Source organism: Shewanella sp. HL-SH5 (assembly GCF_051163755.1).
Lineage (GTDB): Bacteria > Pseudomonadota > Gammaproteobacteria > Enterobacterales > Shewanellaceae > Shewanella > Shewanella glacialimarina.
In genome coordinates this window covers 3,168,475-3,192,274 of the sequence record NZ_CP195038.1, presented here as the reverse complement: position 1 = coordinate 3,192,274, position 23,800 = coordinate 3,168,475, and the positions used below count along the sequence as shown (strand labels likewise).

Here is a 23,800-nt window from a genome sequence, read left to right as displayed (position 1 = left end):
TTATTTATGTTGTGTCACGTTCAACGGCAATGTATATCACACCACAGTTATTGTTCTAGTCCATAAATGCATTATTCAACTCTGAACTTGAGGCCGTTGAAGAGAATGACGTGAGTCCAGACATGGATGTCTGGCTAGCTTTCGGGGGACAGGATGTACCATCGGAAGCGTTAGCATTTTCACTCTTTATTACAAGATGAGCTGAAGCAATCTCAAATCGAGGTCAAAAACTGAAATTTAAAATTTAGTGGGGTCAAATTTAGTGGTCAGTGTAAACTTTATGTCATTGCACTAAATCCGAAGCTCTAACGCACTTTTGTCCAAAAACGAGTTGATTCTGTCCAAAAACGAGTTAACTCTTGTTCTGATTTAGCTTTTACTACAATCACAAATGAAGCTAAATCGAAGAGATATAAATGCGGGTGCAGATGAGCCAGCGAGTATCCAAAACAAGGATGTTTTTGTTAAGCCCACATGGATGTGCTTGCAGCGTCTCGCTGGAACATCTGCACTTGTAGTGAACCTTTGACGCCAATGAAAATTTAATTGAGTTTTAAAATTTAGTCTGATCAGGGCAAACTTTTATAAAAACAAATCTTCCAACCCGCTTTTGTCCAGTAATAAGTTAACTCTTGTTCTGATTTCGCTTTTGCCACATTCATCAATGAAGCTAAATCGAAGAGACAATAATTGAGGTGCAGATGAGCCAGCGAGTATTAAAAACAGGGCAAAGTTTCACTAAGTGAAACATTTCTGAGCGAGAGGCATGGATGCCGAACTGGCTGTTTAACATGGATGTTATTTGTTTTGGTTAAGCCCACATGGACGTGCTTGCGGCGTCTGGCTCGATCATCTGCACTAGAAGTCAATCTGACGCCTATTTTAGTAAATCTGACGCCTATGAGGATTTAATTGGATCTGGTTACACTTTTATAAAATGGAACCTTCCAACCCAATTTTGTCCACAGAAATGAGTTAACTCTTGTTCTTATAGCGCTTTTGACATAATCAACTAACTACTCACTACAGCGCGAATCAAACCTTGTTGGAACCAAGCTTGTAAGGTTTGTAACACCACTAGTGGCGCAGATTGCTCATCGTGCCATTCCAGCATTTGCTCGCACTGGTCGGCAAAATTGTTGCCCTGAATAAATCCCAACAGTAATGTATGTTGTGCTGCAGATAATGAAGCAAACTCGGTTAAGCGCGATTCACCGCGCCATAGTAACCATGCTCTAGGCGAATTATAGTCTGGCTCTGGCGGCGTGGTGTCCACTTTTAACGCTTGCCAGGCTTCGACAGCATTACTGTTACAAGTGAATATTTGCACACTAGGATGAAAGCGTAAACAGCAATTGGGCCACAATTCTGGCGATATTGCCTGTAAGTCGCTAAAGCTTGCTCGGGCACAGTCGGCAGCGTCAAAAGCATTGAGTAAACGGCGCTCGAATCGAGCTAAATCGGCAATAATGGGGTGTTGTTTAAAAAACGCATCTTGTTGTAAAAAGTCGGGTAGCGCATCGCAAAACTGACGTAATGATTTATTGTTTGATGGGTGTTTACGGGTATAGTCGGCCGCCATTTTATCGAATAAATCGTCACCCAAATACACACCCAGTAACTGGTGGTCGGTTTCAATGGTTTCTGTTAATCGAATCCGGTAAGCGTTGGCATAAATTTGTAGGCGATCATCGGCGCTGATCCCTGCTTGTTCAGACACATTCGCTTTCATTACCGACTGAATTTGTCCGTGCTGTGTATCCGAACCATCAGACAGTAAATACTGCATAAATTGCTGTTGAATTTCAGCTAAACGGCTCATGATTATGCCCTGACTTTTTGCGGTGAAGCGTGATTAGTGTTGATGAACTTATTTAAGCCGTCAAGTGAACGAGTGCCAAATTGTGAGCGTGCTAGGGCAGGGTCATCGGGCAAGGTTAACTGAGCAATATGTTTAGCTTCAAGTAATTCATTATATAATGCGGGAAATTCGGGAATATTTGCATCGCGCTCAATCATGGTGCTCACAGGTCCAAAGCGTTCTAATGCTGCTTGGTAAAGCGTCCAAACCGAAGGCGGCACGTCATGGTCGTGGGTATCAATGACGTAGTCACCAAAATCGCTATGGCCAGCCAAATGAAATTGTTGTACCCGGCGAGGGTCGATTTTTTTAAGGTAATCGAGTGGGTTAAAATGATGATTACGCGCGCTGACATAAATGTTATTAATGTCGAGTAAAATTAAGCAATCTGCGGCTTCTGCTACTTGGCTTAAAAAGTCCCATTCGTCCATGGTTGAGTCTTGGTATGACAAATAACTGGATACGTTTTCTAATAGTATTCGTCGACCTAAAAAGTCCTGCACAATACGCACACGCTCAGCGACATGGTTAACGGTTTCTTCGGTGTAAGGTAGCGGCAGTAAATCATGGCTATTAACGCCGTGAATGGAGGTCCAACAAATATGGTCTGAAATCCATTTAGGTTGAATGTCGTTACTGAGTTTTTTGAGTGCTTTAAGGTAGTCCATATCAAGTGGGTCGGTACTGCCAATTGACATCGAGACGCCATGCATCACTACAGGATATTGCTCGGCAATGGCCTCTAAATAATATCGAGGTTTACCGCCAGCAACTAAGTAGTTTTCAGACAAGACTTCAAACCAATCAATATCGGGTTGATGTTGTAAAATATACTCAAAATGGTCAGTACGTAAGCCCAAGCCAAATCCGAGAAAGTCTTCTGTAATGCGCGTATCAGGCATGGTGAATCCTACTTTAATGCAAATGTTCTAGCTTGAATTGGGCTAATATTGAATTAGCATAGGGTAGATAGTATGAAAAACGTTGATGGCCCCGAAAAGATAATATGGGTCAGAGCCATCAGACGATATCGACTTAGCTTGCTTTACCGCCAATATCAGCACAAGATTTTGCTGTAGTGCTAACAAAACCAGTACCTTTACAGCTTGCCATACCGCCACATGCGTTATCTGCACCTTTACAATCGTTATGGCCTTTACAGATGTTAACACCGTAACAATGTACGAGATCGGCTTTAGTCACTTTACCAACCCAATCATCTTTTTGTGTGCCGCCGACATCAGCACAAGCTTTTGATGGCATACCAACAAAACCAGTACCTTTACAGCTTGCTTGACCGCCACAGGCATTATCTGCTGTTTTACAGTCATTGTGACCTTTACAGACGTTGACGTCGTAACAATGGACTAAATCTGTTTCGCCAGCAGCTAAAGGCGCTGTGCTTGTTTCCGCTGCCATTGCTTGACCTGATAAACTGGCCATTGCAAGTGCTAATGCTGCGCCTGTTAGGCTACTTTGTGCTTTGGTATTCATGATGTATTCCTTTGCTTGATAATAGTTCAATTCGACATAAGCCCTGCGGTAGCATTTTTGATTATTCACATAGTGACTACAGCGAGGTACGGATAAAGACCGTTATAGTGTAGGAGATCTTACAAGTGTTTTTTGAATAAGGGAGTTATTGTGGGTAATCATTATTGCATTACCGTTACAATCTTTATGATAATAAACACTAAAAACAATATTCTAGCTGTTAGTATCGCAGTGAGTTTTTAATAAAATAACAACAAACTTAAAGGGAAAGAGATGACTATTTTACTCATATCTTTATTTATCGCGATGATGTTACCTTATTTAGCGAAAGTGCCAGTAGCCATGGCGATGTCTAAATTGGGCGGATATGACAATGCCCATCCAAGGGCGCAGCAAGCCAAACTGACAGGCTTCGGCGCAAGAGCTGTAGCAGGGCACCAAAATGCATTTGAATCATTACTTGTATTTGGTATAGCGGTTTTAACCGCAATAGTGACTAATAACGTTACCGATGTTGTGGCCATTTTAGCCATAGTGCATGTGGTTGCTCGAGTGGTTTATCACGCATTGTATTTATTAAATTATGGCACTTTACGGTCATTATCCTGGTTTGTTGCCATTGGTGCATCAATCGGGATTTTTGTTCAAGTGTTTTAAACTGAGTGGGCTGATATGATTGCCAAAGGAATAAATCAAGGATATTGGCAAGCAGTTGAAGACGCAGATACCAATATTGCTAGCATTGAAGCGAGTTAATTGAAGCGAGTTAATTGAAGCGAGTTAATCGATGCTAAAAATGAGTTAACTGTTAATAAAAACACCTACAGGACGTAGGTGTTTTTTGTTTAGCTATTATTGCTGTGTATTATCGTCTTCAGTTAATACTTCCACTAATGATTTCTCAACAGGGGAATCACCTTCAGGGCTATCAACATTTTGGGAAACACCTTCAAGATGTTCTACTCGCTCATAACCACGTTCGTTAAGTTGATCGTTAACACAATCTAGTAGAAATGGCGCGATTTCGTTATCTGGTAACAAGTCTTCTTGGGCTATTTCAGCACAAGCGGCTTTTAAAGAAGCAATATCTTTTGCCAAAGGCTGTGGTAAGGCGATTGCTGCATTGGTGACAAACATCAAACCAGAAAAAATCAAGGTGATTGCAGGGTACTTCATATTATGTCCTATTGAGATAGCACTTTATCGTTATGGATAAATCATAATCCAAGTTGACCGGTATGACTATAGTTCAAACATTCCTGGGATAAATATTTTGTGGTTATATTTTACTGCGTAAAAACGCCAATGCATCGTCTGGTAAGCCTTGCTTGCTTAAGTAGCTTTTGGCCTTGGCTAAGGTGATTAAAAATCCGCTGTCTGTTTCGGCTATACGATAAACCTCGGTCCATAAGATTGTTTGGTTAACATAGGCCGACTGTGTGTGTATGCCTTCTTCATTTAAGGTTAACGTGGCATTGTTATTGGCGGCCTTGCTCATCATTTGACGCCATAACCACCAGGTGCGTTTGAACTTGATACTTAATGCTTCAACAACACTTAGACCTATGAAAAAATATCCTAAGTAATAGATGTTTTTATTGGCAAGTTCGTTATCGCCCAAATTGGTGGACAACAAAATCCCTAGTCCAATCAGCGCGAAAATAGCTGTTTTAATAAAGTCCTTTGCCTTAATTGAGGGATCGACCGATGCATCATAGGTTTCGGCAAAATAGCGTTTATCGAGGGTAAATTCGTGGCTAAAGGTTGCTGGCTGAGTCATATATTGTGTTAGCTCTATTAAATTTGGACGGGATGATTATCGCATAACTTTACGGGGTTGGTATTAATGCAAAATGAAATTACCGATAACCGCTATTATTAACGGCAATATGGTTATCGGAAAAATGACTACCTTTAATTTTAGGCGTAAATAACGGTTAATCTCCGACTGTTTGATTAAGCAGCTCTGTTAGTTTCTGACACTCTGCTTTATCAAGTTGTTGACCCTGGGCATTAGACAATAGGAACACGTTATCCGCCCGCTCTCCCACGGTGCTGATATTTGCACTGTGAATAGTCAGTTCTTGTTTTCTAAATGCACTAGAGATTTGTTCCATAAACTCACTGGTATCTAGCGCTGATACATTCAGTACTGTGCGGGTCGATTGGCGTGAGTATAAAAACTCAATACTGAGTTGGTTTTCAAAACTTTTGTGGGTGCGAGGTTGGCGTATTTTAGGCAGCTTAGCGTCATGGTCAAGTACGTTATAAAGCTTTTTAAGTACTTGTGCTCGACGTGATTCACTAAAAATGGGCATATCATCAAAATCTAACACTTTAAAGGACTCGACCACATAACCGTCTTTGGTTTTAGATATTTGTGCCTGTTTAACTGAGATTTTTAATGTTGCTAAGGCATTAAATAGCTTAACAAATAATCCCGGTCTATCTTTGCTGTAGACAAACACGTCGCTGCAACCTTTGACCGTCACATTATCGATTAATATTAAGGTTTCAAACTGGCTGTCGTATTCTGGCTGTAACTGATGTTTGATTAATGCTTTAGTGTAGCGCGCAATATCATCGGATTCGGCATGACTGAAAAATGATAGCGGTAAACGTTTCCATAAGGCTTTAATGGTATCTACATCAACCCCGTCAGCTTGCAGTATTTGGGTTGCATCTTGTTTATGGTCGCGCACAATAGCGCGCAGTTGTTGCACATTTTCAAAGCCATTATGCAGCGCTTTTCGGGTAGCAAAATACAGTTCTTTTAACAGCGCAGCTTTCCAGTTATTCCACAGGTCGTCATTAGTGGCTTGAATATCGGCAATGGTTAAGCAATACAATGCATCTAAGCGTGTTTGGCTGCCGACTTCTTTGGCAAACCGGTTAATCACATCTGGGTCGTGAATATCCATACGTTGTGAGGTTATAGACATTAACAAATGGTGTTTAACTAGCCAGCATATTAAGCGCTCGTGGGACAGCTTTAAACCATGAAACTTGGCGAATAAGCTGGCATCTACCGCACCTAATATGCTGTGATCACCGCCACGTCCTTTGGCTAAATCATGGAATAATGCTGCAAACAGTAGTGATGATTTATTGGGCATTTTTTGATAAATATCAGCCGCAAGTTTGCGATCATTATCGATAGTGCCATTTTGACGATCAACACCATAGCGATAGATGTTTTTTAGCAGTTTATGGGTATGCTCATCAACCGTATAAGCATGGAATAAATCAAACTGCATTTGCCCAACTACTTCACGCCATTGGGGTAGGTATGACGCTAAAATACCGTGCTGATGCATTAAGGTGATGGCTAGCCCCATACCTTCAGGGTGATTAAATATTTTTTTGAAGGTTTCACGGCACACTTGAAAGTCTTGTAAGTCGCCCATTAAACGACGGCGAACTTGACGAAGTAACCTTAAGGTTTCAGGGCTTATCCCAATAATTTGGTCGTTATGGGTCGCTATCAATAAAAATAATGCCATGATTTGGGTGCGGTCAATAAACACATCTTCATCACGTACGTGAATGTGCTGATCAACAATTTCAAATTTGTCGTTAATTGGAATCACGTGTGACTGTGTATTAGGTGATATTTCACGGGCAAAATAAGCCATCAATAATTGATTTAATTCACGAATGCGTTTCATGGCTCTAAAAATTTGGCGCATCATTTTTTCAATGGCAATATTGCCACCTTCGCCTAAAGGACTGCCCTCACCAAATCCCATTAGTTTGGCGACTTCTGCTTGATATTGAAGTAATAAACGGTTTTCAGAACGCCCAGCAGCTTGATGTAATGCAAAGCGTATTCTGAATAAAAAGTTTTGACACTCTAGTAATTCGGCATATTCATCATTGGTAAAAAATCCGCGTCTTCTTAATGTCAGCATATCGCCAACCCCAAAATGCTTACGCGCTACCCAGGTCAAGGTTTGTAAATCACGCATGCCACCAGGACTGGTTTTTAAATTGGGTTCAATACTGTAAGCCGTGCCCTGTGCTTTGGCGTGGCGCTGTCGTTGTTCGGTTAATTTAGCTTCAAAAAAGGTGTCGCTGCGCCATAACTCATCACCATATAAGGCGGTGAGTATCTGGGTTTCGTGTTGTTTACTGCCAGTGATATGACGAATTTCTAATAAGCTGGTGGCAATAGTGACATCGTCCCTACAGGCTTGATAGGTGTCTTGTAAGGTGCGTACACCGTGGCCTAAATCTAAATTCAAATCCCATAGTTGGGTAAGAAATGCACTTATTTTGGCTGAATCTTGTTGATTAAGTGGCTTGTCGTGAATGATGCAAATGTCGATATCAGAAAAGGGGTGTAATGTCTGGCGGCCATAGCCTCCAACTGCATTTAAAGAAATAGTGTTAGGGTCTAATTGATGATCACACCAGAGTAAGCTAAGCAAATTATCAAAAAAATTCGCGCGGCTAGTGAGCGTTTCATTAATTGAACAATGTAAGATATTGTCTGCTAAAAATTTGTCTAACGATGCAATAGCGTGCTTAAGCTCGCTAATACTCATTCCTGAGTGTAATTCTGTACTAGCAGGTTGCGCAATCATGTTACTCCTTGTTTGTTTTCCCCACTGACAGAGTAAGGTATTATGGGGGTTAACTCAACTTTGAAATAGTCTAGGTCATGGCCTCAAAGCGCGGCAGAATCGATACCTTTATCGCTAAACAGCTACAAATCCCTAAAAAATCAGTGCGAAGTTTGATTGCTAACCAGCAACTTTTGCTTAATGGCGATATAGTGATTACTCCTGACACGCAAATTGACGAGTTCAGTGTGATTGAGTGCCAAGGTGAAATATTACAGCAAAGGCAGCGGGCTTATTGGATGCTATACAAACCCCAAGGTGTGGTCAGTGCAACGGTGGATGAACAGCATCAAACTGCGTTAGATTTACTTGAGGGTGTTGATAAAAATTTGCTGCATATTGCCGGGCGGTTAGATTTAAATTCAACTGGGCTATTATTGATCACCAATGATGCTAAATGGTCACAAGCATTGATGTCACCCGATAATAAAGTGACTAAGCGATATCTAGTCACCCTGGCTAACCCAATTGATGACACTTATGTTGAGGCTTTTGCTGGCGGCATGTGGTTTGACTATGAAGGTATCACTACGCAAGCGGCAACGTTAATTATAGTCTCTCGCTACCAAGCCATTGTTGAGCTAAAAGAAGGTAAATATCACCAAATTAAGCGTATGTTCGGTCGATTTAACAATCCCGTTGTCGCACTTCATCGAGAGTCTATAGGTCATATTGAGTTAGATAATACACTTCAACCCGGTGAGTTTCGGGCGTTATCAGCGGATGAGGTTAGCTTAGTGAACTAACTTTTTTATTTCCGATTAAATCTGCTTGTTCATTTCGCGAGTTTGATCAATTTTTTCATTTTAGTTACATGCTAGTTTACTTAAATGAACTTTTAATTGAGTAATTTTGTGACCATTCAAGCTATTAAAAAGGTGAGTGAATTAGACATTTTTTGTCTACTGGTATTTAAAACCATTTATGAGACAGGTTATGCTAATCTGGCGGCAAAGGAGTTAGGTGTTTCCGCACCTAAAGTAAGCCGTTGTTTGACATTATTACGTAAGACTTTTGACGATGAGCTGTTCTACCGTCGTCAGCAAGGTTTAAAGCCCACCCCCTTAGCAGAACAGCTTTATCAGCCGATTTGTCAGCTCAGCGATACCATAGAGCAAATTGAAACTGTGGCCCAACAAACTAATCGTAACCCAGCTAAACCATTACTGAACGTGGCAGTTTCCAGCAATATTATCAGTAGTTTAGCAATGTCATTAAGCTCATCTAAATTCTTTAATCATTTTGGTCCCTTGCGCTTACATGTATGGCAAAGTGATACAGAAGAGAAAAATTCATAATGGTGAGATAGATTTCGGCATTGGTTTTGATGACCAAGGGCAGCATTCGCTCAACCTTACTCCTATTGTTAAAATAGATAGCTTACATGTTGTTGCCAAAAGTGAGCACCCTATTTGGCTTTGTCCTGACCCGTTAACACTGGAAGACATTGCTGAGTTTGATTATATGTATCTGAAGTGTCATGGTTTTAACCATCGAATTGATCCACTGGAATTATATTGCCAAGAAAAAGGTCATTATCTTGCCAGTATTGATCATGTCTGCGATCTTGATGATTGGTATTGGCATTTGATGACCATGGGGAGTGTTTCGTTGGCAACTAAACCGGAAGGGGTGATCGCCAACAATATACCTCAAATCAGTGCTAAACCATTGCCAATGAGCGAGTTTACTAAACTGAGAAAAGTAATGAGCTTACCTATTTATAGTTTTTTTGAGCGGGATAACCCATATCGTCGCTATTCAGAAGAATCTAAGCAAATAATAATTACTCTCATTAAAAACTTGTTCGTGACTGTTTGATAGTTAAAACGCTGTTGTTTGTATTTAACTAAGAGTGATTATTTAACTTTAATAAGTTGTATGTGGCTGTTTTATAAACTAAATATTTAAATATGCCTTTTTTTGAATTATATGTGTGAAGTTGTTGTTAACAATTCTTATCAGTGAATTACATATTCAGTAATAGTGAATTATTATTATTGAAATCCCCAAATACGAAATTGTAAATTTCATTTAACGAAATTTTAACTTTTGTTCACATCTCCAGTATATATACCACGCATAAAGTAAGGTTTTTTTTTATAGTTTAAGTATGCAAAAAAGCATACTTCATTAAATCGGGGGATTTAAGATGAAAAATTATAATCGAACATTACTTGCTGCGGCGTTTATTGCTGCATTGGGTGTAACAGGTTGTGGCTCTGACGGCAGTGATGGTGCTGCAGGAGAACCGGGTACTCCGGGCACACCTGGAACCCCTGGAACACCGGGTACACCAGCGGGTTCGGTCGTTACAACAGTTGACAATGCCTATGACTTTAACTTAACACTGGCTCCTACAGATATTGTCGTAGTAGGTGCTGATCCATTTAATGTTAAATTTACTGTAACAGGTAAAGGAGTGGGTGGAGCGGACGTTCCATATTCGGGGCTTGATAAAGTCGCCTTATATGTGATGAGTCAATCAGCTAATACTACTGATACAGGTGCGCCAATGCTATGGACCAACCATGCACTTGCCAATGATTTTGGTAGTAGCATGTATTGTACCTTAACGGGTACAGCCGCAGCACGAGGAGGCGCTTTAGTCGATGCTTGTACATTAGTTGAGGACCCAGCTAATCCTGGTACTTATACGGGTTCTTGGGCGCATGATGGCAATGCGCCTGTGGTACTAGCAAGTGGCGATGCGGGCGATTTAGTTCGTGTGTTTATTCGCGCTTACGATGTGACCATGTCTGATGGGGCTGCTGTATCAGATAAAATATTATCGACCCCACTAGACTTCATTCCTGCAACTGGTGAGCTAGCTGTTTCATCCAAAGATGCGGTATCAAATGCTGCCTGTATTAAGTGTCACAGCCCAATGGATGGCTATGCTGATACCGATATGCGTATAGCCAATATTGGTGCTCATCATAATTACCAAAAAGTTGAAAATTGCGTAGCTTGTCATAATCCAGCGTATGCGGGTGGGCAGGACGATCCTGAAAAAGGCTTCAATGCAAACTTCAATGCTATGATCCACACTATCCATGCAGGTCACCATATTGCAGACTCTCTGACTGGTGAAGCCAAAGAGATGTTTGGTGAAATCGGTTTTCCATCTGAACTCAATGAATGTACCGCTTGTCATGATAATGGTCAGCAGTGGAATGAAAATATTTATGCTGAAGCATGTTTATCGTGTCACGTGAACGTAGACTTAACCACTGGTGTAAACCATAGGGGTATTGTGCCAGCAAGTGATGCAGTATGTTCTGGTTGTCATGGCGCAGGTAGCTTAAGCCCAAGTGAAGCTCATAATGTTGGCGTGCGTGCAATGGCGACTGACTCTATTGTGTTTGCGGTTAGTAATATTACTTATGCAGAAGATGCTGTTGATGTTAGCGGTGTTATGCAAGATCAAATGAGTATTACTCTTGATGTAAGTATCGATGGTCAACCTATTGTTGATGGCTTCGATTTTGGTCCTTATGCCAATTATGACGAAATCAAAACAGGTACAGTTGACGCCGATGGCACTTATTTCGTGGGTACATCTCTAAATCTAAACGGTGTTGTTTCTGCTGGTGGCAAGCTTGTCGTCACTAAAGTGGCTAACTTTAACGTGGCTGGTAAGAGTATTGCCATTACACCTCGTTTTTCAGTTTGTGCTGATGAGAAAGCGAAGCTAATTAAGTGTAAAAATACAGTAGGAGAAGAACAATTCGCGGTTGAGTATGTTGCCGTGACAATGGACACTGCATATTGGAACTTAGCTAATGCAGACGGTTCAGGTGCCAATATTGCTCGTCAAAGCGTTCCTTCTATGGTGAGTGCTGACGAAGCAAAATGCAGCTCTTGTCATACATCGTTAGGTATTGCAAAACATTATGGTAACGAGCGTTTTGACCAATGTATGGGTTGTCACAACAATACTTGGGGTGGTTCATACCATGGCACTGTTGAGTACAAAACGGATGCAGTTGATGCTGATGGTGTCCCCGTTTTTGCTTTAGTTGAGGGACTAACTTATAGCAACCGTGACTTAATGACTGTTTCACATCGCTTCCATAGTGGTCTATGGGATGACAATCGTGGTTTCCCTGCAATTCATTTGAATGCGGATATGGAAACTGAAGGTTACCCTGCAGTTGCTACACAATGTTCAGCATGTCACAAAGAAGATGTCAGCATATTTGCCGCTGATGGTGGTTTAACGTCAGGTAAACGTGCAATTGCTGTGAATTCAGCAGGAACGCAATTTGTTTCTCCGGTTGCTGAATCTTGCCGCTCTTGTCACATCAAAAGTTCTGCTTTAGCTCACTTTGAAAGTAATGGAGCATATGTGGAAGGTCGTCCTGCCACAACAGCTAACTTACCTGTGGAGTCGTGTGCAACTTGTCATGCAGAAGGCAAAACTTATGGCATCGATAAGGTCCATATGGGAGGTGCACATTAATTCACAACATAAAGTTAATATGGTTTATTAAATAATCTTAGAAGTGAATAAGTCGGTAATGAGATCAGACTTTATCATTGCCATGCTATCTAAATAGCGACTGAATACTTCAAAAAACCTAAGGGAGATGCATTTAGCATCTCCCTTTATTATTTACCGTGTTATGAGGTTATTCTTTTGATGGACTTATGATTCCACCCAAATTGCCTATTTAACATTTTTATGCTTGATTATGCTGCATTTTTAGCAACCACTTACCATAAATAAAAATACCTACGGCAGAGATAATGCCAATTGCACCGATAATATACCAAGCCATACCTATGTTATTCGCCTCATATAACATGTGCGTAAGCGGTTGGGCTTCTATGCCGGTAAAATCAACTAAGCGCATGAATGCTTCACCTTGTGGAATTGCATCTACATCTGTTTGACTCATGCCTCTAGTTATTAACTCATTACGTGAGATAATTTCCTTTGACGCGTAGATTTGATAAAGCTTAGGGGCAAAATAGCCTTCTAATGTCCAACCAATCCCTTGCGGTAGCATCACAAAGCCTAAGTACATGGCTTTTTTACCTTCTGGGGCAATGTTACCCATAAACTCATTTTTCTTTGGGCTAATCATCATTTCGCCAAAAGAAAACATCACAATTGCCAGTACAATCATCCATGCAGCGTTAAATACACCCACCAACATGATTGCTAGGATACTGAGAATACAGCCCACCAGCATTGCTGTGGTGATACGGTACTTAGCGGTAAAAGCGGCGACTAAAAAGCAGGTAGTCATAATCATGCCTGCATTTAAGTTCAGCATACCTTCGGGCATCACCTTGGTGCCTTCATTATTTAAGCCTAACCAGAACTGTAGAATACCGTTACTAGTGCCTTCTGGGCCAAACAGTGAGGTGACAATAATGCTGGTATCAACCCATTCGGCAATATGGATAGGTAATACATCAAATAATGAATTATATAAAAACCAGAAACCGGCAAACACGAGCATATAGTATATTACCACTGGTTTTTTAAGCTCATGTAGCGCATCTTTCCACAGTGCTTCTTGATGGATTTCACCAGACTTTACTTTACGTGCTCGTTCGATTCGCTCCTCTTTGCCAGGCTCTTTATAGGCTAATAAGAATAAAAAGTTTAATGAGATAATTGCCGCACAGGCATAGAACACGTTGTCCCAAGATAATTGACGCATGTGCACAGCAACTAATGGTCCAAGGAAGCCACCAATATTAACCACTTGGTAAAATATGCCCCAGGCCATAGAGGTATTTTCTCGTTTGGTCGACAACACTAAGGTGCCTTGAATACCTGGTTTGAATACCCCTGTACCGGCGGCTAATAACATTGCACCAAACATAAAGCCCCAAAAATCAGGGAACAATGCCATGGTGAGGTAGCCCATGATTTTGATAATTGTTGAGGCAAAAATAGTTTCTTTATAGCCGACGCGATCTGAAATCCCGCCAGTGATCACAGGTATAAACGTTTGCAGCATTGCCCAAACCGCAAGAATGATCCCGTAGTCGTGAAGGTCTATCCCTAAACCACCTTCAGAAACCGGCGATTTAGCATATAAGCCAGCACTGGCTTTGACGCCATAATAGGCAATGCGTTCGACAAGTTCCATGCCGCCCACAAGCCAGAAAATATAGCCAAGGCTAGTGATAGAAGCCCACATTCCCAATTGTTTTACTTCACTTAGGTCATTGCCTGAGTGTGAATTAGTGCTCATAAGTCACCCTTTTATTTTATGTTTTACACCGTTAGATTGTTAACGACAGACACTCTACCTAAGTTCTGGATAAATTCCAAAGGCAATAAAAAAGCGGATCATGTGATCCGCTTCAGTTTGTCGCTAATAAGCATGCAATTGTGCTATTGATTAAGCGCCACAACACTTCTTATATTTTTTACCACTGCCACATGAACAAACGTCATTTCTATTTGGCTTAGCCTCAAAACTAACCGCTTTAGGTTTATTAAGTAAGCCAGTTAACTCAATAATGTTTTCAGCTTTGTCGGCATCAACCGTGATGTTAGCAAACAACTGTTGCTCGGCAACAATGGCAGCAACTTCCACTTTACGTGCTTCAGTTTGTACTGATAAAAGTAAAGGTGAAATCTCTGTACCCGGTTTAGTCGCGCGTTTAGTGTTATAGCCACTTTCGCCATAGGCTGGCTTTGGCGTTCTACGCCCTTTGAAAAAGTACTTATCAGACATGGTGGTGACCCATTAAATAGAATGATGATATTGGCGCAAGCTTATACAGCAAAAACGCAAAATGAGATATTAAAGTTTTAGTTTAGTACTAAATAATCGTTAAATAAAAAACCAGCGACGCATCGCTGGTTTTTGTTGCAATGTTATTACTTGATTAAGCTTCTATTTTAGCGAGCTCAATTTTCTGCTCATTGAGCTTGTCGATATCACGACTTAAGCCTGTTAGCTTTTCACGCTCTTTATCGATAACCGCAGGAGGGGCTTTAGCCACAAAACCTTCATTGGATAATTTGCCTTCAATACGGCTAATTTCCTGACCTAGTTTTTCAAGTTGCTTATCGATACGGGCGATTTCGGCACCGACATCGATTAAGCCCGCCATTGGAATTAATAACTCCATACTGCCGACTAACTGAGTGCTCGACATAGGCGCGGTTTCACCCTCTAGAAGAATCGTCATAGTTTCTAGTTTAGCCAAACTTGCAAAGAATGTTTGGTTAGCTTCAAGACGAATACGATCTTCATAGCTTACGCCACGCAGTAATGCATTAAGCGGCTTAGAAGGGGCGATATTCAATTCTGCACGAATATTACGTACAGCAACAATCACTTGTTTAACCCATTCAAGGTCCGCCATTGCCGTTGCATCAACTTGATCTGCTTGATACGTTGGGAACGGCGCTAGCATGATCGTGTCACCGGTTACGCCAGCAAGTGGTTTAACGCGCTGCCAAATCGTTTCGGTAATGTATGGCATAAAGGGATGCATTAGGCGCTGCATTTTTTCAAGCACATTAACCAAAGTGTGGCGAGTGCCGCGCATTTGCGCTTCAGTGCCATTTTGCATCACAGGCTTAGTTAATTCTAAATACCAGTCACAGAATTGGTTCCAGGTGAACTCGTATAAAGTATTCGCGGCTAAGTCGAAACGGTAAGCTGCCATGTGATCTTCAACGGTTTTGACCGTTTGGTTAAATAAACCAATGATCCAACGATCGGCTAATGACAACTCCATAGCGCCTGGTTTGCCATCAACTAATAATTGACCGCAATCTAACGGCTCGCCCGCTTCATTGCTTTCAGGATCGGTTTGCACTTCAGTGTTCATTAACACGTAACGTGATGCGTTCCATAACTTGTTACAGAAACTGCGGTAACCATCAAGACGCTTCATGTCCCAATTGATGTCACGACCCGTTGAGGCCATGGCTGCTAAAGTAAAGCGCAGAGCATCTGTGCCGTGGGCTTCAATGCCATCGGCAAATTCTTTGCGAGTACTCTTTTCAATTTTTGCAGCCAGTTGTGGCTGCATCATGTTGCCAGTACGCTTTTCAACTAAGGTTTCAAGCTCGATACCGTCGATCATGTCTAATGGGTCAAGCACGTTACCTTTTGATTTAGACATTTTATTGCCGACTTCATCACGGATAAGACCAGTAACGTAAACGGTTTTAAAAGGCACTTGTGGTTTGCCGTTTTCATCTTTGATGAAATGCATGGTCATCATGATCATGCGGGCAACCCAGAAGAAAATGATGTCAAAACCTGTGACCAACACATCCGTTGGGTGGAAGGTTTTTAAATCTTCTAAATTGTCAGGCCAACCTAAGGTTGAGAATGTCCATAAAGCCGAGCTAAACCAAGTGTCGAGTACGTCATCGTCTTGGCGCAGTACGGCAGAGTCGGCAAGTTTGTGCTTAGCACGCACTTCTGCTTCGTTACGGCCAACGTACACTTTACCGTTTTCATCGTACCAAGCTGGAATTCGGTGTCCCCACCAAAGTTGACGTGAAATACACCAATCGTTAATGTCGCGCATCCACGAGAAATACATGTTCTCGTATTGCTGCGGCACAAACTTAATTTCGCCAGTTTCTACCGCTTCAATGGCTGTTTTTGCCATTGATTGAACTGCCACATACCATTGATCGGTCAGTAATGGCTCAATCACCACGCCTGAGCGATCGCCATAGGGTACTTTCAAGCCGTGTGGGTCGATTTTGCCAAGTAAACCTAACGTGTCAAATTCAGCCACGATAGCATCACGGGCTTTAAAACGGTCAAGACCCACGTAACGCTCTGGCAGCGCCATTTCGATGTCTTTGTTTGGGGTACCATCGGTGTTAATCACTTCAACAAAAGCGCGAACTGCTGCATCTAAGGTGAAAATGTTGTACATAGGCAGGGCGTGACGCTTACCGACTTCATAGTCATTAAAGTCATGGGCTGGGGTGATTTTTACACAACCAGTACCAAATGCCATATCAACATAGTCGTCGGCCACAATCGGAATTAAACGATTAACAATTGGCAGGTGAATAAACTTACCGATCAATGATTGATAACGTTCATCATCTGGATGCACAGCCACTGCGCTGTCACCTAGCATGGTCTCAGGACGTGTTGTTGCCACTTCTAGATAATCTTTACCATCGCTGGTTAATGCGCCTTCTGCTAATGGATAGCGAAAGTGCCACATGTGGCCTTGTTTTTCTTTGTTTTCCACTTCTAAATCAGAAATAGCAGTGTGAAGCTTTGGATCCCAGTTTACTAGGCGTTTACCACGATAGATTAGTTCGTCATCATACAGGCGAACAAACACTTCTTGGACGGCTTTAGACAGGCCTTCGTCCATGGTGAAACGTTCTCTGTCCCAATCAACCGACGCGCCCATACGGCGAAGTTGCTTGGTAATCGTGCCGCCAGACTGTTCTTTCCAGTCCCATACTTTATCGATAAATGCATCACGGCCTAAGTCGTGACGAGTTTTACCTTCTTCAGCTTCAAGTTTACGCTCAACCAGCATTTGGGTGGCAATACCGGCGTGGTCGGTACCCACTTGCCACAGGGTGTTTTTGCCCTTCATGCGTTGGTAGCGAGTCAGAGTATCCATAATGGTGTCTTGGAATGCATGACCCATGTGCAGGCTACCTGTCACATTAGGTGGTGGGATCATAATGCAGTAATTGCCTTGTGATTCATCACCGTGTGGCTTGAAGTAACCTTGCTCTTCCCAATTTTGGTAAAGCGTTTGTTCGATAGACTTAGGATCGTATGTTTTTTCCATGGGGGCGTTTTATCTCAATCTAAATTTAGTGTTTATTCGGCTAATGCTTGGGTAGTCACTTGGCACCCAAGCGTTTGATAATCACGATAGCGTTTTCTTGCTATGCTTTTTAGTGTGTCATCATTAGCCACAAAATCGATAATATGCGGTAAGTTTACCGCAAATTGGGGGGCTTGGTCTGCAAGATTAATCAGAACTTGACGACTTTTATTGGGTCCTAGGGTATCAAAACCAATTTCAACCGGCGAACCCGTCACAGGGCCTTCACCTTTCAAATTATGAGGCACAAAACTGCTTGGCTCAAATTGCCACAATAATTCATCAATTGCATAGGCTTGTTGTTTGTCTTGGCAATGAATATAAACTTGTTTTTGCTGTCTATAGTGTTGTTCGGCTAACCTACAAGCAGCCAAATAAAGCGCATCTAAAGCACTTGTTTGCTGGCTATTTTCTGGCATTAAATAAAACAATGCTTGAGTCATAAGTCGATGCTGTTTGCAGAGGTTAAGATAGTGGTGAGTTTACACTAAAATGTTATTGAGGTTAATGGCTAAACGCTATGGTGTTAATAACAAAAAAGGTGAAGAATTGCTTCTTCACCTTTTCAATATTAACCGATATTAAAACCAACTTATTCGTTGATATCAATACCTGAGCGATTAATTAAGAACTGAGTCAAAATCGGTACCGGACGACCGGTTGAGCCTTTATTTGCGCCGCTGTTCCAGGCAGTACCTGCCACATCTAAATGGGCCCAATTGTACTTTTTGGCAAAGCGAGACAAGAAGCATGCAGCAGATATCGCTCCCGCTGGACGACCACCTAGGTTAGTCATATCAGCAAAAGGACTGTCTAGTAAGTCTTGATACTCATCCCATAATGGCATGCGCCATGCGCGGTCACCACTTTGCTCACCTGCATTTAACATTTCATGTGCAAGTGGGTTATGTGAGCTGAATAAACCTGAAGCATGTTTGCCTAATGCTATCACACAGGCACCGGTGAGGGTGGCCGTATCGATCACTAGTTCAGGGTCAAAACGCTCAACGTAAGTTAATACATCACATAGTACCAAGCGACCTTCAGCGTCGGTGTTTAACACTTCAACGGTTTGGCCTGACATAGTGGTGAGAATATCGCCAGGACGATATGCGCTACCTGAAACCATGTTTTCACAGCCAGCCAGTACACCAATCACATTGATGGGTAACTTCATTTCACACAATGCTTTCATTGCACCAATAACACCTGCTGCGCCGCCCATGTCGTACTTCATTTCGTCCATGGCTTCACCAGGCTTTAATGAAATACCACCAGAGTCAAAGGTTAAGCCTTTGCCAACAAGTACAATCGGTTTTTGAGTGCTATCTACCGCGCCGTGATATTCCATAATGGTCATTATAGATTCGTTGGCACTGGCACGGCCTACTGCTAAGTATGAATTCATCCCTAACTTGGCCATTTGTTCTTCGCCAACAGTTGATACCTTCAATGTTTCATAGGTTTCAGCCATTTGACGGGCTTGCGATGCAAGGTAAGCTGGATTACAAATGTTAGGTGGCATATTTGCCACGTCACGACACAAATGCATACCAGCAGACACCGCCATACCATGTTCTACAGCGCGCTCGCCTATGGTCAGTTCTTTGCGTGTCGGCACATTAAAGACCATCTTACGCAGTGGACGGCGAGTCTCACCTTTACGGGTTTTAAGCGCATCAAAGCTATATAAACTGGCTTGGGTGGTTTCTACTGCTTGGCGTACTTTCCAGTAGGTATCGCGGCCTTTAACGTGTAGCTCAGTTAAAAAGCATACCGCTTCCATTGAGCCCGTTTCGTTTAAGGTATTAATGGTTTTTGTGATAATTTGTTTGTATTGACGCTCATCTAATTCGCGCTCTTTGCCACAACCCACTAATAATACACGCTCACTCAACACGTTCGGGACATGGTGAAGTAATAACATTTGTCCTGGCTTACCTTCTAGGTCGCCACGACGAAGAAGATTACTGATGTAACCTTCACTAATTTTATCTAACTGCTCTGCTATGCCAGATAGACGGCGAGGTTCGTATACACCCACAACAATACATGCTGAACGTTGTTTTTCGGGGCTACCGCTCTTTACGCTAAACTCCATGAGCACTCCTAGATTCTTAAAGACAAATTTTTATATTTATAAGATAATGTTCATATTAAGGCTTAAAGGCCACAGATCAAATTAAAGGTGATAAGCTACTGGTATATAGACAAAATAAGCGTTATGAAAATGCGGCTTAATTTGGCTGAATGCTAGCTGTGTTGCACCTTACGAGCTGGTCAGAAAACTATCAAAACTGCTAAAAGTAAACAGTTTACATGAAAGTGCCTCTGATTCCAGTAAAAAGATACGTTTAGCCCTTGGATCCTATTTGTGATTGTATTTAGATACTTAATTGGTGAAGTTTTAAAGGCACAGTTAGCCGTGCTTACCGTACTGTTAACTATTTTTATTAGTCAACAATTTGTTCGTGTTTTAGGGGATGCCTCTGATGGCGAGTTCCCAGCTTCTTTGGTATTAACCCTCTTAGGGCTAAATCTGCCTCAATTAACCGTGTTAATTTTGCCGTTAAGTTTCTTTTTGGGAATATTGCTTGCCCATGGGCGAATGTATGCTGAAAATGAAATGGTGGTGTTACACGGTGTGGGTGTAAGTGAGTTATATGTCACCAGAGTCACAATGATTTTAGCCATAGTTAATATGATATTTACTGCTTATTTGGCTATTTATGTGTCCCCGTGGGCGGAAGAAAGGCAAAACCAAGTGCTTGAACAAGCTCAATCTGAGGCCGGGCTAGCAGCATTAACTCAAGGGCGTTTTCAAACCAGTCCTAATGGCCGTGCGGTACTCTTTGTTGAAACAATTAGTAAAGACAATCAATTAGGTAAGGTTTTTGTCGCTCAGTTACCGGAAGTTGGCGATGAGCAGGGGCTAACCAATATTGTTGTGGCACAGCAAGGTAAAGTGATTGAGGATGAGTTTGGTAGCCAGCAGTTAAAGCTTGAAAGTGGTTTACGCTATCAGGGCAGCCCCAATGCAATGAATTATCAAATCATTGAGTTTGGCGGCTATAAAATGGAAATAAAAGAGCAAGAGGTGGATGAGCGCAGCCGTAAGCTTTCTGCTATGCCTATTAATGAATTACTCGACACTCCTGGCCCAGAAGCCGTTGCTGAGTTCCAGTGGCGTTTGGCTATTCCGCTATCTATTCCGCTACTGACATTAATCGCAGTGCCTTTGGCAAGAGTCAATGTTCGTCAGGGCAAGTTCGCTAAAATGTTCCCCGCTATTTTACTGTATTTAGGTTATTTTGGGTTAATGGTGGCTGGACGTAAAGCGCTGCAAGATGAAGTTATTCCATTGTATTTAGGCATGTGGTGGATACATGGTTGCGCCCTTGTAATGGGTATATTGTTACTCAGCAAAGAAAGGCCGGCCAGTGTCAGATTTTTAAGCCTGTTTAAACGTAATAAGCAGGTGAGCGCATGAACATAATTGATTTATATATTTCACGGATAATTTTAACTACCTCAGCACTGTGTTTGTTAGTTTTAACAGGGCTGTCAGGGATTATTAAATGGGTTGATCAGCTTAGGCTTGTGGGCCGTGGTAGTTATAGCATGATGGATGCCGGTGTTTATGTGCTGTATTTAGTGCCGCGCGATATTGAAATGTTTTTCCCTATGGCGGTATTGCTTGGCGCACTCATTGGTATGGGAATGCTAGCGTCTAATTCTGAGCTTGTTGTTATGCAAGCATCAGGCATGTCGCGTTTACAAATCACTATGTCAGCGATGAAAACGGCTATTCCTTTGATGATAATGGTTATGGCTTTAGGCGAGTGGGGCGCGCCAGTGGCAGAGCAATCTGCTAAAGAGCTACAGGCAACGAAAATATCCGGCGGTAGTTTAATTAAATCAGATCGAGGTATTTGGGCCAAAGACGGTGATTTATTTGTCAATATCGGTGAAGTGCAAGATATTAATAAGCTTAATAATATTACCTTATATAAGTTTGATGAACAGTCAAAATTAGTACAATTAACCCAGGCTAAACATGCTGATTTTAAACAAGATGAATGGCAGCTAACTGAAGTGACAACCACTCATTTGTCTGAGGACCGCATTGAGTTGGTTGAAACGCCAACAGAGCAATGGCGTTCAACCTTAACCCCTGACAAACTTGGGGTGGTATCGGTTAAACCCGAAGCGTTGTCTATTCAAGGGCTGCTGGGATATTTAGAGTATTTGGAAGTGAATCAACAAGACCCTAGCCGATATGAATTGGCGTTGTGGCGCAAGATAATGCAGCCGATAACCGTTGCAGTGATGATGCTGGTTGCCTTGTCATTTGTATTTGGTCCTTTGCGTACAGTGACCATGGGGGCTAGGGTATTACTCGGTGTGGTGGCGGGATTTAGTTTTTACATCAGTAATCAGATATTTGGTCCTATGAGTATGGTGTATGATCTTCCTGCTGTGGTTGGTGCTGTTACTCCAAGTATTTTATTTACCAGTTTGGCCTTTTACTATATCAGGAAGTAAATTACCCTCAGCTTATGATAACAAACTAAAAAGGTCACTTAATGTGGCCTTTTTAGTTTTTTGATTAGCTGAGTACAATCGAATAATATAGTGATTCAATTCATCTATGTCGCTTTATTTTCTCAGCATAAATTCAACCGCAGCTTCTGCATGGATCAGGGCGGTATCGTAAAGCGGTATAGATGTATCTGTTTGTTTAACCAGTAAGCCTATTTCTGTGCAGCCTAGAATAATTGCTTGCGCCCCTTGCTGTGCCAATTTATCGATTATATCCAAGTATGTCTTTCTAGACTCAGGCAATACTTTCCCTAAACACAATTCTTGATAAATAATGCGATGAATCGTTTCTCTGTCTTGCTGATCTGGGGTGATAATTTCAATCGGGAAGTTTTGCGACAGACGTGTTTTATAGAAAGCTTGTTCCATAGTGAATTGAGTGCCCAATAAGCCCACTTTAGTTATCTGATCGTTAACTAATTTCTGCCCAGTAGCATCACTAATATGCAGCAGAGGGATATTAATACCAGCCTCAATTTGTGGGGCTACTTTGTGCATGGTATTGGTACACACCACAATGGCATCGGCACCAATAAGTGATAATTTATGTGCTGCGTCAGCAAGGATTTCTCCAGCACTTTGCCAGTCACCTTTGGCTTGTAGGGCGGCAATTTCAGCAAAATCAACACTAAAAAGAATCACTTTTGCTGAATGTAATCCGCCTAACCTCTGCTTAATCGACTGATTAATCACTTGATAATAGCTTTGAGTGCTTTCCCAGCTCATGCCGCCAATTAACCCTATTGTTTTCATTTGATATGTCCTTATGGTCAGGTATCAGTATTAAGCCTAGTACAATGACAATTACAGTAGGTGTAAAACTAAAAACGCGCCGAAGCGCGTATTTAATAATACAGATAGAATTAGCACTATATCAGGATAGCGTTAAGCACCATGCCAGTTGCGCATTTGATTCGCTTCAACAGATAATATGACTATTTCAGACCGAGTCATTTTATCTTGTAAGGCTAATTTGTCGCTATTCAATAAAATAAATAGGTTGCCTAGTCCTAATATTGACCAAACAACACGGGCGCAAGCAGTAATAAAACTCAGGTTCTGGCCGTTAGGATGTTGCACTTTCAAACGCCAGGCTCTCATGCCAAGAGTTTGGCCGCCTTTACTCCAAAATAGTGCATAAAAGCCACCCACACATAAGGCCAACCATAGCTGGTAAATACCTTGATAAACAGGGGTGTTATTCAGTGTATCTGATATATGTTCATAGCCACCTAATGAAATTATTCCAGTGGTATATAAACCGTAGAAAACCCCAAAGCCTATGGCGCCAGCAATCATATATACCGCGACAGCAAGCAAGGCGTCATAAATCATTGCCCCTAAACGTCGTACAAAACTTGCACGGGGAAAATTGGCGTGTTCTGCATTTAACATATCAATTAGC

20 protein-coding genes are annotated in these 23,800 nt (G+C 41.8%); 7 read left to right on the top strand and 13 right to left on the bottom strand.

Features of this window, described 5'->3' with window-relative positions; genetic code table 11:
* Positions 1-1,012: 1,012 nt before the first annotated feature.
* The 3 genes from ACRWQM_RS13950 to bufA2 form a co-directional block, all read right to left on the bottom strand.
* On the bottom strand, positions 1,013-1,822 hold the full coding sequence (locus ACRWQM_RS13950; RefSeq protein WP_434930370.1) for an HvfC/BufC family peptide modification chaperone: 810 nt from the start codon (positions 1,820-1,822) through the stop codon (positions 1,013-1,015).
* 2 nt (positions 1,823-1,824) lie between these two features.
* Positions 1,825-2,763 carry an MNIO family bufferin maturase gene (bufB, locus tag ACRWQM_RS13945; RefSeq protein ID WP_434930369.1) on the bottom strand — a complete coding sequence of 313 codons (939 nt, stop codon included), beginning with the start codon at positions 2,761-2,763 and terminating at the stop codon, positions 1,825-1,827.
* A 133-nt stretch (positions 2,764-2,896) separates the two neighbouring features.
* Positions 2,897-3,355 (bottom strand): BufA2 family periplasmic bufferin-type metallophore, encoded by a 459-nt coding sequence (bufA2, locus tag ACRWQM_RS13940; RefSeq protein ID WP_434930368.1) that lies wholly within the window; start codon positions 3,353-3,355, stop codon positions 2,897-2,899.
* Positions 3,356-3,628: 273 nt separating this feature from the next.
* Between bufA2 and ACRWQM_RS13935 the strand changes: the two genes are divergently transcribed.
* Positions 3,629-4,012, top strand: a complete 384-nt coding sequence (locus ACRWQM_RS13935) for an MAPEG family protein (RefSeq protein ID WP_434930367.1) — start codon at positions 3,629-3,631, stop codon at positions 4,010-4,012.
* A gap of 195 nt (positions 4,013-4,207) precedes the next feature.
* On the opposite strand, the gene ACRWQM_RS13930 is transcribed toward ACRWQM_RS13935, so the two are convergent.
* The 3 genes from ACRWQM_RS13930 to glnD all read right to left on the bottom strand — a co-directional run bounded on the left by ACRWQM_RS13930 (position 4,208) and on the right by glnD (position 7,941).
* Positions 4,208-4,531, bottom strand: a complete 324-nt coding sequence (locus tag ACRWQM_RS13930; RefSeq protein ID WP_434930366.1) for a hypothetical protein — start codon at positions 4,529-4,531, stop codon at positions 4,208-4,210.
* Between the two features lie 103 nt (positions 4,532-4,634).
* Positions 4,635-5,135, bottom strand: a complete 501-nt coding sequence (locus tag ACRWQM_RS13925; protein WP_434930365.1) for a YcxB family protein — start codon at positions 5,133-5,135, stop codon at positions 4,635-4,637.
* Positions 5,136-5,292: 157 nt separating this feature from the next.
* The gene (glnD, locus tag ACRWQM_RS13920; protein ID WP_434930364.1) at positions 5,293-7,941 is read right to left on the bottom strand and encodes a [protein-PII] uridylyltransferase; all 2,649 of its coding nucleotides are present in this window, start codon (positions 7,939-7,941) and stop codon (positions 5,293-5,295) included.
* Between the two features lie 77 nt (positions 7,942-8,018).
* On the opposite strand from glnD, the gene ACRWQM_RS13915 reads away from it, so the two are divergent.
* The 4 genes from ACRWQM_RS13915 to ACRWQM_RS13900 all read left to right on the top strand — a co-directional run bounded on the left by ACRWQM_RS13915 (position 8,019) and on the right by ACRWQM_RS13900 (position 12,445).
* Entirely contained in the window at positions 8,019-8,726 is a 708-nt protein-coding gene (locus ACRWQM_RS13915; RefSeq protein ID WP_434930363.1) for a 16S rRNA pseudouridine(516) synthase, read from the top strand.
* 96 nt (positions 8,727-8,822) lie between these two features.
* Positions 8,823-9,278, top strand: coding sequence for a LysR family transcriptional regulator (locus ACRWQM_RS13910; protein WP_434930362.1), 456 nt, complete (start codon positions 8,823-8,825; stop codon positions 9,276-9,278).
* Positions 9,253-9,801, top strand: coding sequence for a hypothetical protein (locus ACRWQM_RS13905; protein ID WP_434930361.1), 549 nt, complete (start codon positions 9,253-9,255; stop codon positions 9,799-9,801). The genes ACRWQM_RS13910 and ACRWQM_RS13905 overlap by 26 nt, the downstream gene beginning before the upstream one ends.
* A gap of 331 nt (positions 9,802-10,132) precedes the next feature.
* The gene (locus tag ACRWQM_RS13900) at positions 10,133-12,445 is read left to right on the top strand and encodes an OmcA/MtrC family decaheme c-type cytochrome (protein ID WP_434930360.1); all 2,313 of its coding nucleotides are present in this window, start codon (positions 10,133-10,135) and stop codon (positions 12,443-12,445) included.
* A gap of 220 nt (positions 12,446-12,665) precedes the next feature.
* On the opposite strand, the gene ACRWQM_RS13895 is transcribed toward ACRWQM_RS13900, so the two are convergent.
* The 5 genes from ACRWQM_RS13895 to pepA form a co-directional block, all read right to left on the bottom strand.
* Positions 12,666-14,198, bottom strand: a complete 1,533-nt coding sequence (locus ACRWQM_RS13895; RefSeq protein ID WP_434928451.1) for an MFS transporter — start codon at positions 14,196-14,198, stop codon at positions 12,666-12,668.
* Between the two features lie 150 nt (positions 14,199-14,348).
* Positions 14,349-14,687 carry a PBPRA1643 family SWIM/SEC-C metal-binding motif protein gene (locus tag ACRWQM_RS13890; protein ID WP_226410853.1) on the bottom strand — a complete coding sequence of 113 codons (339 nt, stop codon included), beginning with the start codon at positions 14,685-14,687 and terminating at the stop codon, positions 14,349-14,351.
* 154 nt (positions 14,688-14,841) lie between these two features.
* Positions 14,842-17,754, bottom strand: coding sequence for a valine--tRNA ligase (locus ACRWQM_RS13885; RefSeq protein ID WP_434930359.1), 2,913 nt, complete (start codon positions 17,752-17,754; stop codon positions 14,842-14,844).
* 32 nt (positions 17,755-17,786) lie between these two features.
* Positions 17,787-18,236 (bottom strand): DNA polymerase III subunit chi, encoded by a 450-nt coding sequence (locus tag ACRWQM_RS13880; protein ID WP_434930358.1) that lies wholly within the window; start codon positions 18,234-18,236, stop codon positions 17,787-17,789.
* 149 nt (positions 18,237-18,385) lie between these two features.
* The gene (pepA, locus tag ACRWQM_RS13875) at positions 18,386-19,894 is read right to left on the bottom strand and encodes a leucyl aminopeptidase (protein ID WP_434930357.1); all 1,509 of its coding nucleotides are present in this window, start codon (positions 19,892-19,894) and stop codon (positions 18,386-18,388) included.
* A gap of 273 nt (positions 19,895-20,167) precedes the next feature.
* Between pepA and lptF the strand changes: the two genes are divergently transcribed.
* Positions 20,168-21,283 (top strand): LPS export ABC transporter permease LptF, encoded by a 1,116-nt coding sequence (gene lptF, locus ACRWQM_RS13870; protein WP_434928455.1) that lies wholly within the window; start codon positions 20,168-20,170, stop codon positions 21,281-21,283.
* The gene (gene lptG, locus ACRWQM_RS13865) at positions 21,280-22,338 is read left to right on the top strand and encodes an LPS export ABC transporter permease LptG (protein ID WP_434930356.1); all 1,059 of its coding nucleotides are present in this window, start codon (positions 21,280-21,282) and stop codon (positions 22,336-22,338) included. Before lptF ends, lptG begins: the two co-directional genes overlap by 4 nt.
* A 114-nt stretch (positions 22,339-22,452) precedes the next feature.
* Here lptG and ACRWQM_RS13860 read toward each other — a convergent pair whose 3' ends face one another.
* Positions 22,453-23,148 carry an aspartate/glutamate racemase family protein gene (locus ACRWQM_RS13860; protein ID WP_434930355.1) on the bottom strand — a complete coding sequence of 232 codons (696 nt, stop codon included), beginning with the start codon at positions 23,146-23,148 and terminating at the stop codon, positions 22,453-22,455.
* A 132-nt stretch (positions 23,149-23,280) separates the two neighbouring features.
* Positions 23,281-23,790, bottom strand: coding sequence for an RDD family protein (locus ACRWQM_RS13855; RefSeq protein WP_434928458.1), 510 nt, complete (start codon positions 23,788-23,790; stop codon positions 23,281-23,283).
* Positions 23,791-23,800: the final 10 nt, after the last annotated feature.

Bases quoted from the DNA above. Each gene is read 5' to 3' on its own strand.
- ACRWQM_RS13935 (WP_434930367.1), top strand. From the start codon at position 3,629: ATGACTATTTTACTCATATCTTTATTTATCGCGATGATGTTACCTTAT.
- ACRWQM_RS13855 (WP_434928458.1), bottom strand. From the start codon at position 23,790: ATGTTAAATGCAGAACACGCCAATTTTCCCCGTGCAAGTTTTGTACGA.
- bufA2 (WP_434930368.1), bottom strand. From the start codon at position 3,355: ATGAATACCAAAGCACAAAGTAGCCTAACAGGCGCAGCATTAGCACTT.
- ACRWQM_RS13895 (WP_434928451.1), bottom strand. From the start codon at position 14,198: ATGAGCACTAATTCACACTCAGGCAATGACCTAAGTGAAGTAAAACAA.
- ACRWQM_RS13950 (WP_434930370.1), bottom strand. From the start codon at position 1,822: ATGAGCCGTTTAGCTGAAATTCAACAGCAATTTATGCAGTATTTACTG.
- ACRWQM_RS13930 (WP_434930366.1), bottom strand. From the start codon at position 4,531: ATGAAGTACCCTGCAATCACCTTGATTTTTTCTGGTTTGATGTTTGTC.
- ACRWQM_RS13900 (WP_434930360.1), top strand. From the start codon at position 10,133: ATGAAAAATTATAATCGAACATTACTTGCTGCGGCGTTTATTGCTGCA.
- bufB (WP_434930369.1), bottom strand. From the start codon at position 2,763: ATGCCTGATACGCGCATTACAGAAGACTTTCTCGGATTTGGCTTGGGC.
- pepA (WP_434930357.1), bottom strand. From the start codon at position 19,894: ATGGAGTTTAGCGTAAAGAGCGGTAGCCCCGAAAAACAACGTTCAGCA.
- ACRWQM_RS13860 (WP_434930355.1), bottom strand. From the start codon at position 23,148: ATGAAAACAATAGGGTTAATTGGCGGCATGAGCTGGGAAAGCACTCAA.
- ACRWQM_RS13925 (WP_434930365.1), bottom strand. From the start codon at position 5,135: ATGACTCAGCCAGCAACCTTTAGCCACGAATTTACCCTCGATAAACGC.
- ACRWQM_RS13880 (WP_434930358.1), bottom strand. From the start codon at position 18,236: ATGACTCAAGCATTGTTTTATTTAATGCCAGAAAATAGCCAGCAAACA.
- ACRWQM_RS13885 (WP_434930359.1), bottom strand. From the start codon at position 17,754: ATGGAAAAAACATACGATCCTAAGTCTATCGAACAAACGCTTTACCAA.
- ACRWQM_RS13890 (WP_226410853.1), bottom strand. From the start codon at position 14,687: ATGTCTGATAAGTACTTTTTCAAAGGGCGTAGAACGCCAAAGCCAGCC.
- glnD (WP_434930364.1), bottom strand. From the start codon at position 7,941: ATGATTGCGCAACCTGCTAGTACAGAATTACACTCAGGAATGAGTATT.
- lptG (WP_434930356.1), top strand. From the start codon at position 21,280: ATGAACATAATTGATTTATATATTTCACGGATAATTTTAACTACCTCA.
- ACRWQM_RS13915 (WP_434930363.1), top strand. From the start codon at position 8,019: ATGGCCTCAAAGCGCGGCAGAATCGATACCTTTATCGCTAAACAGCTA.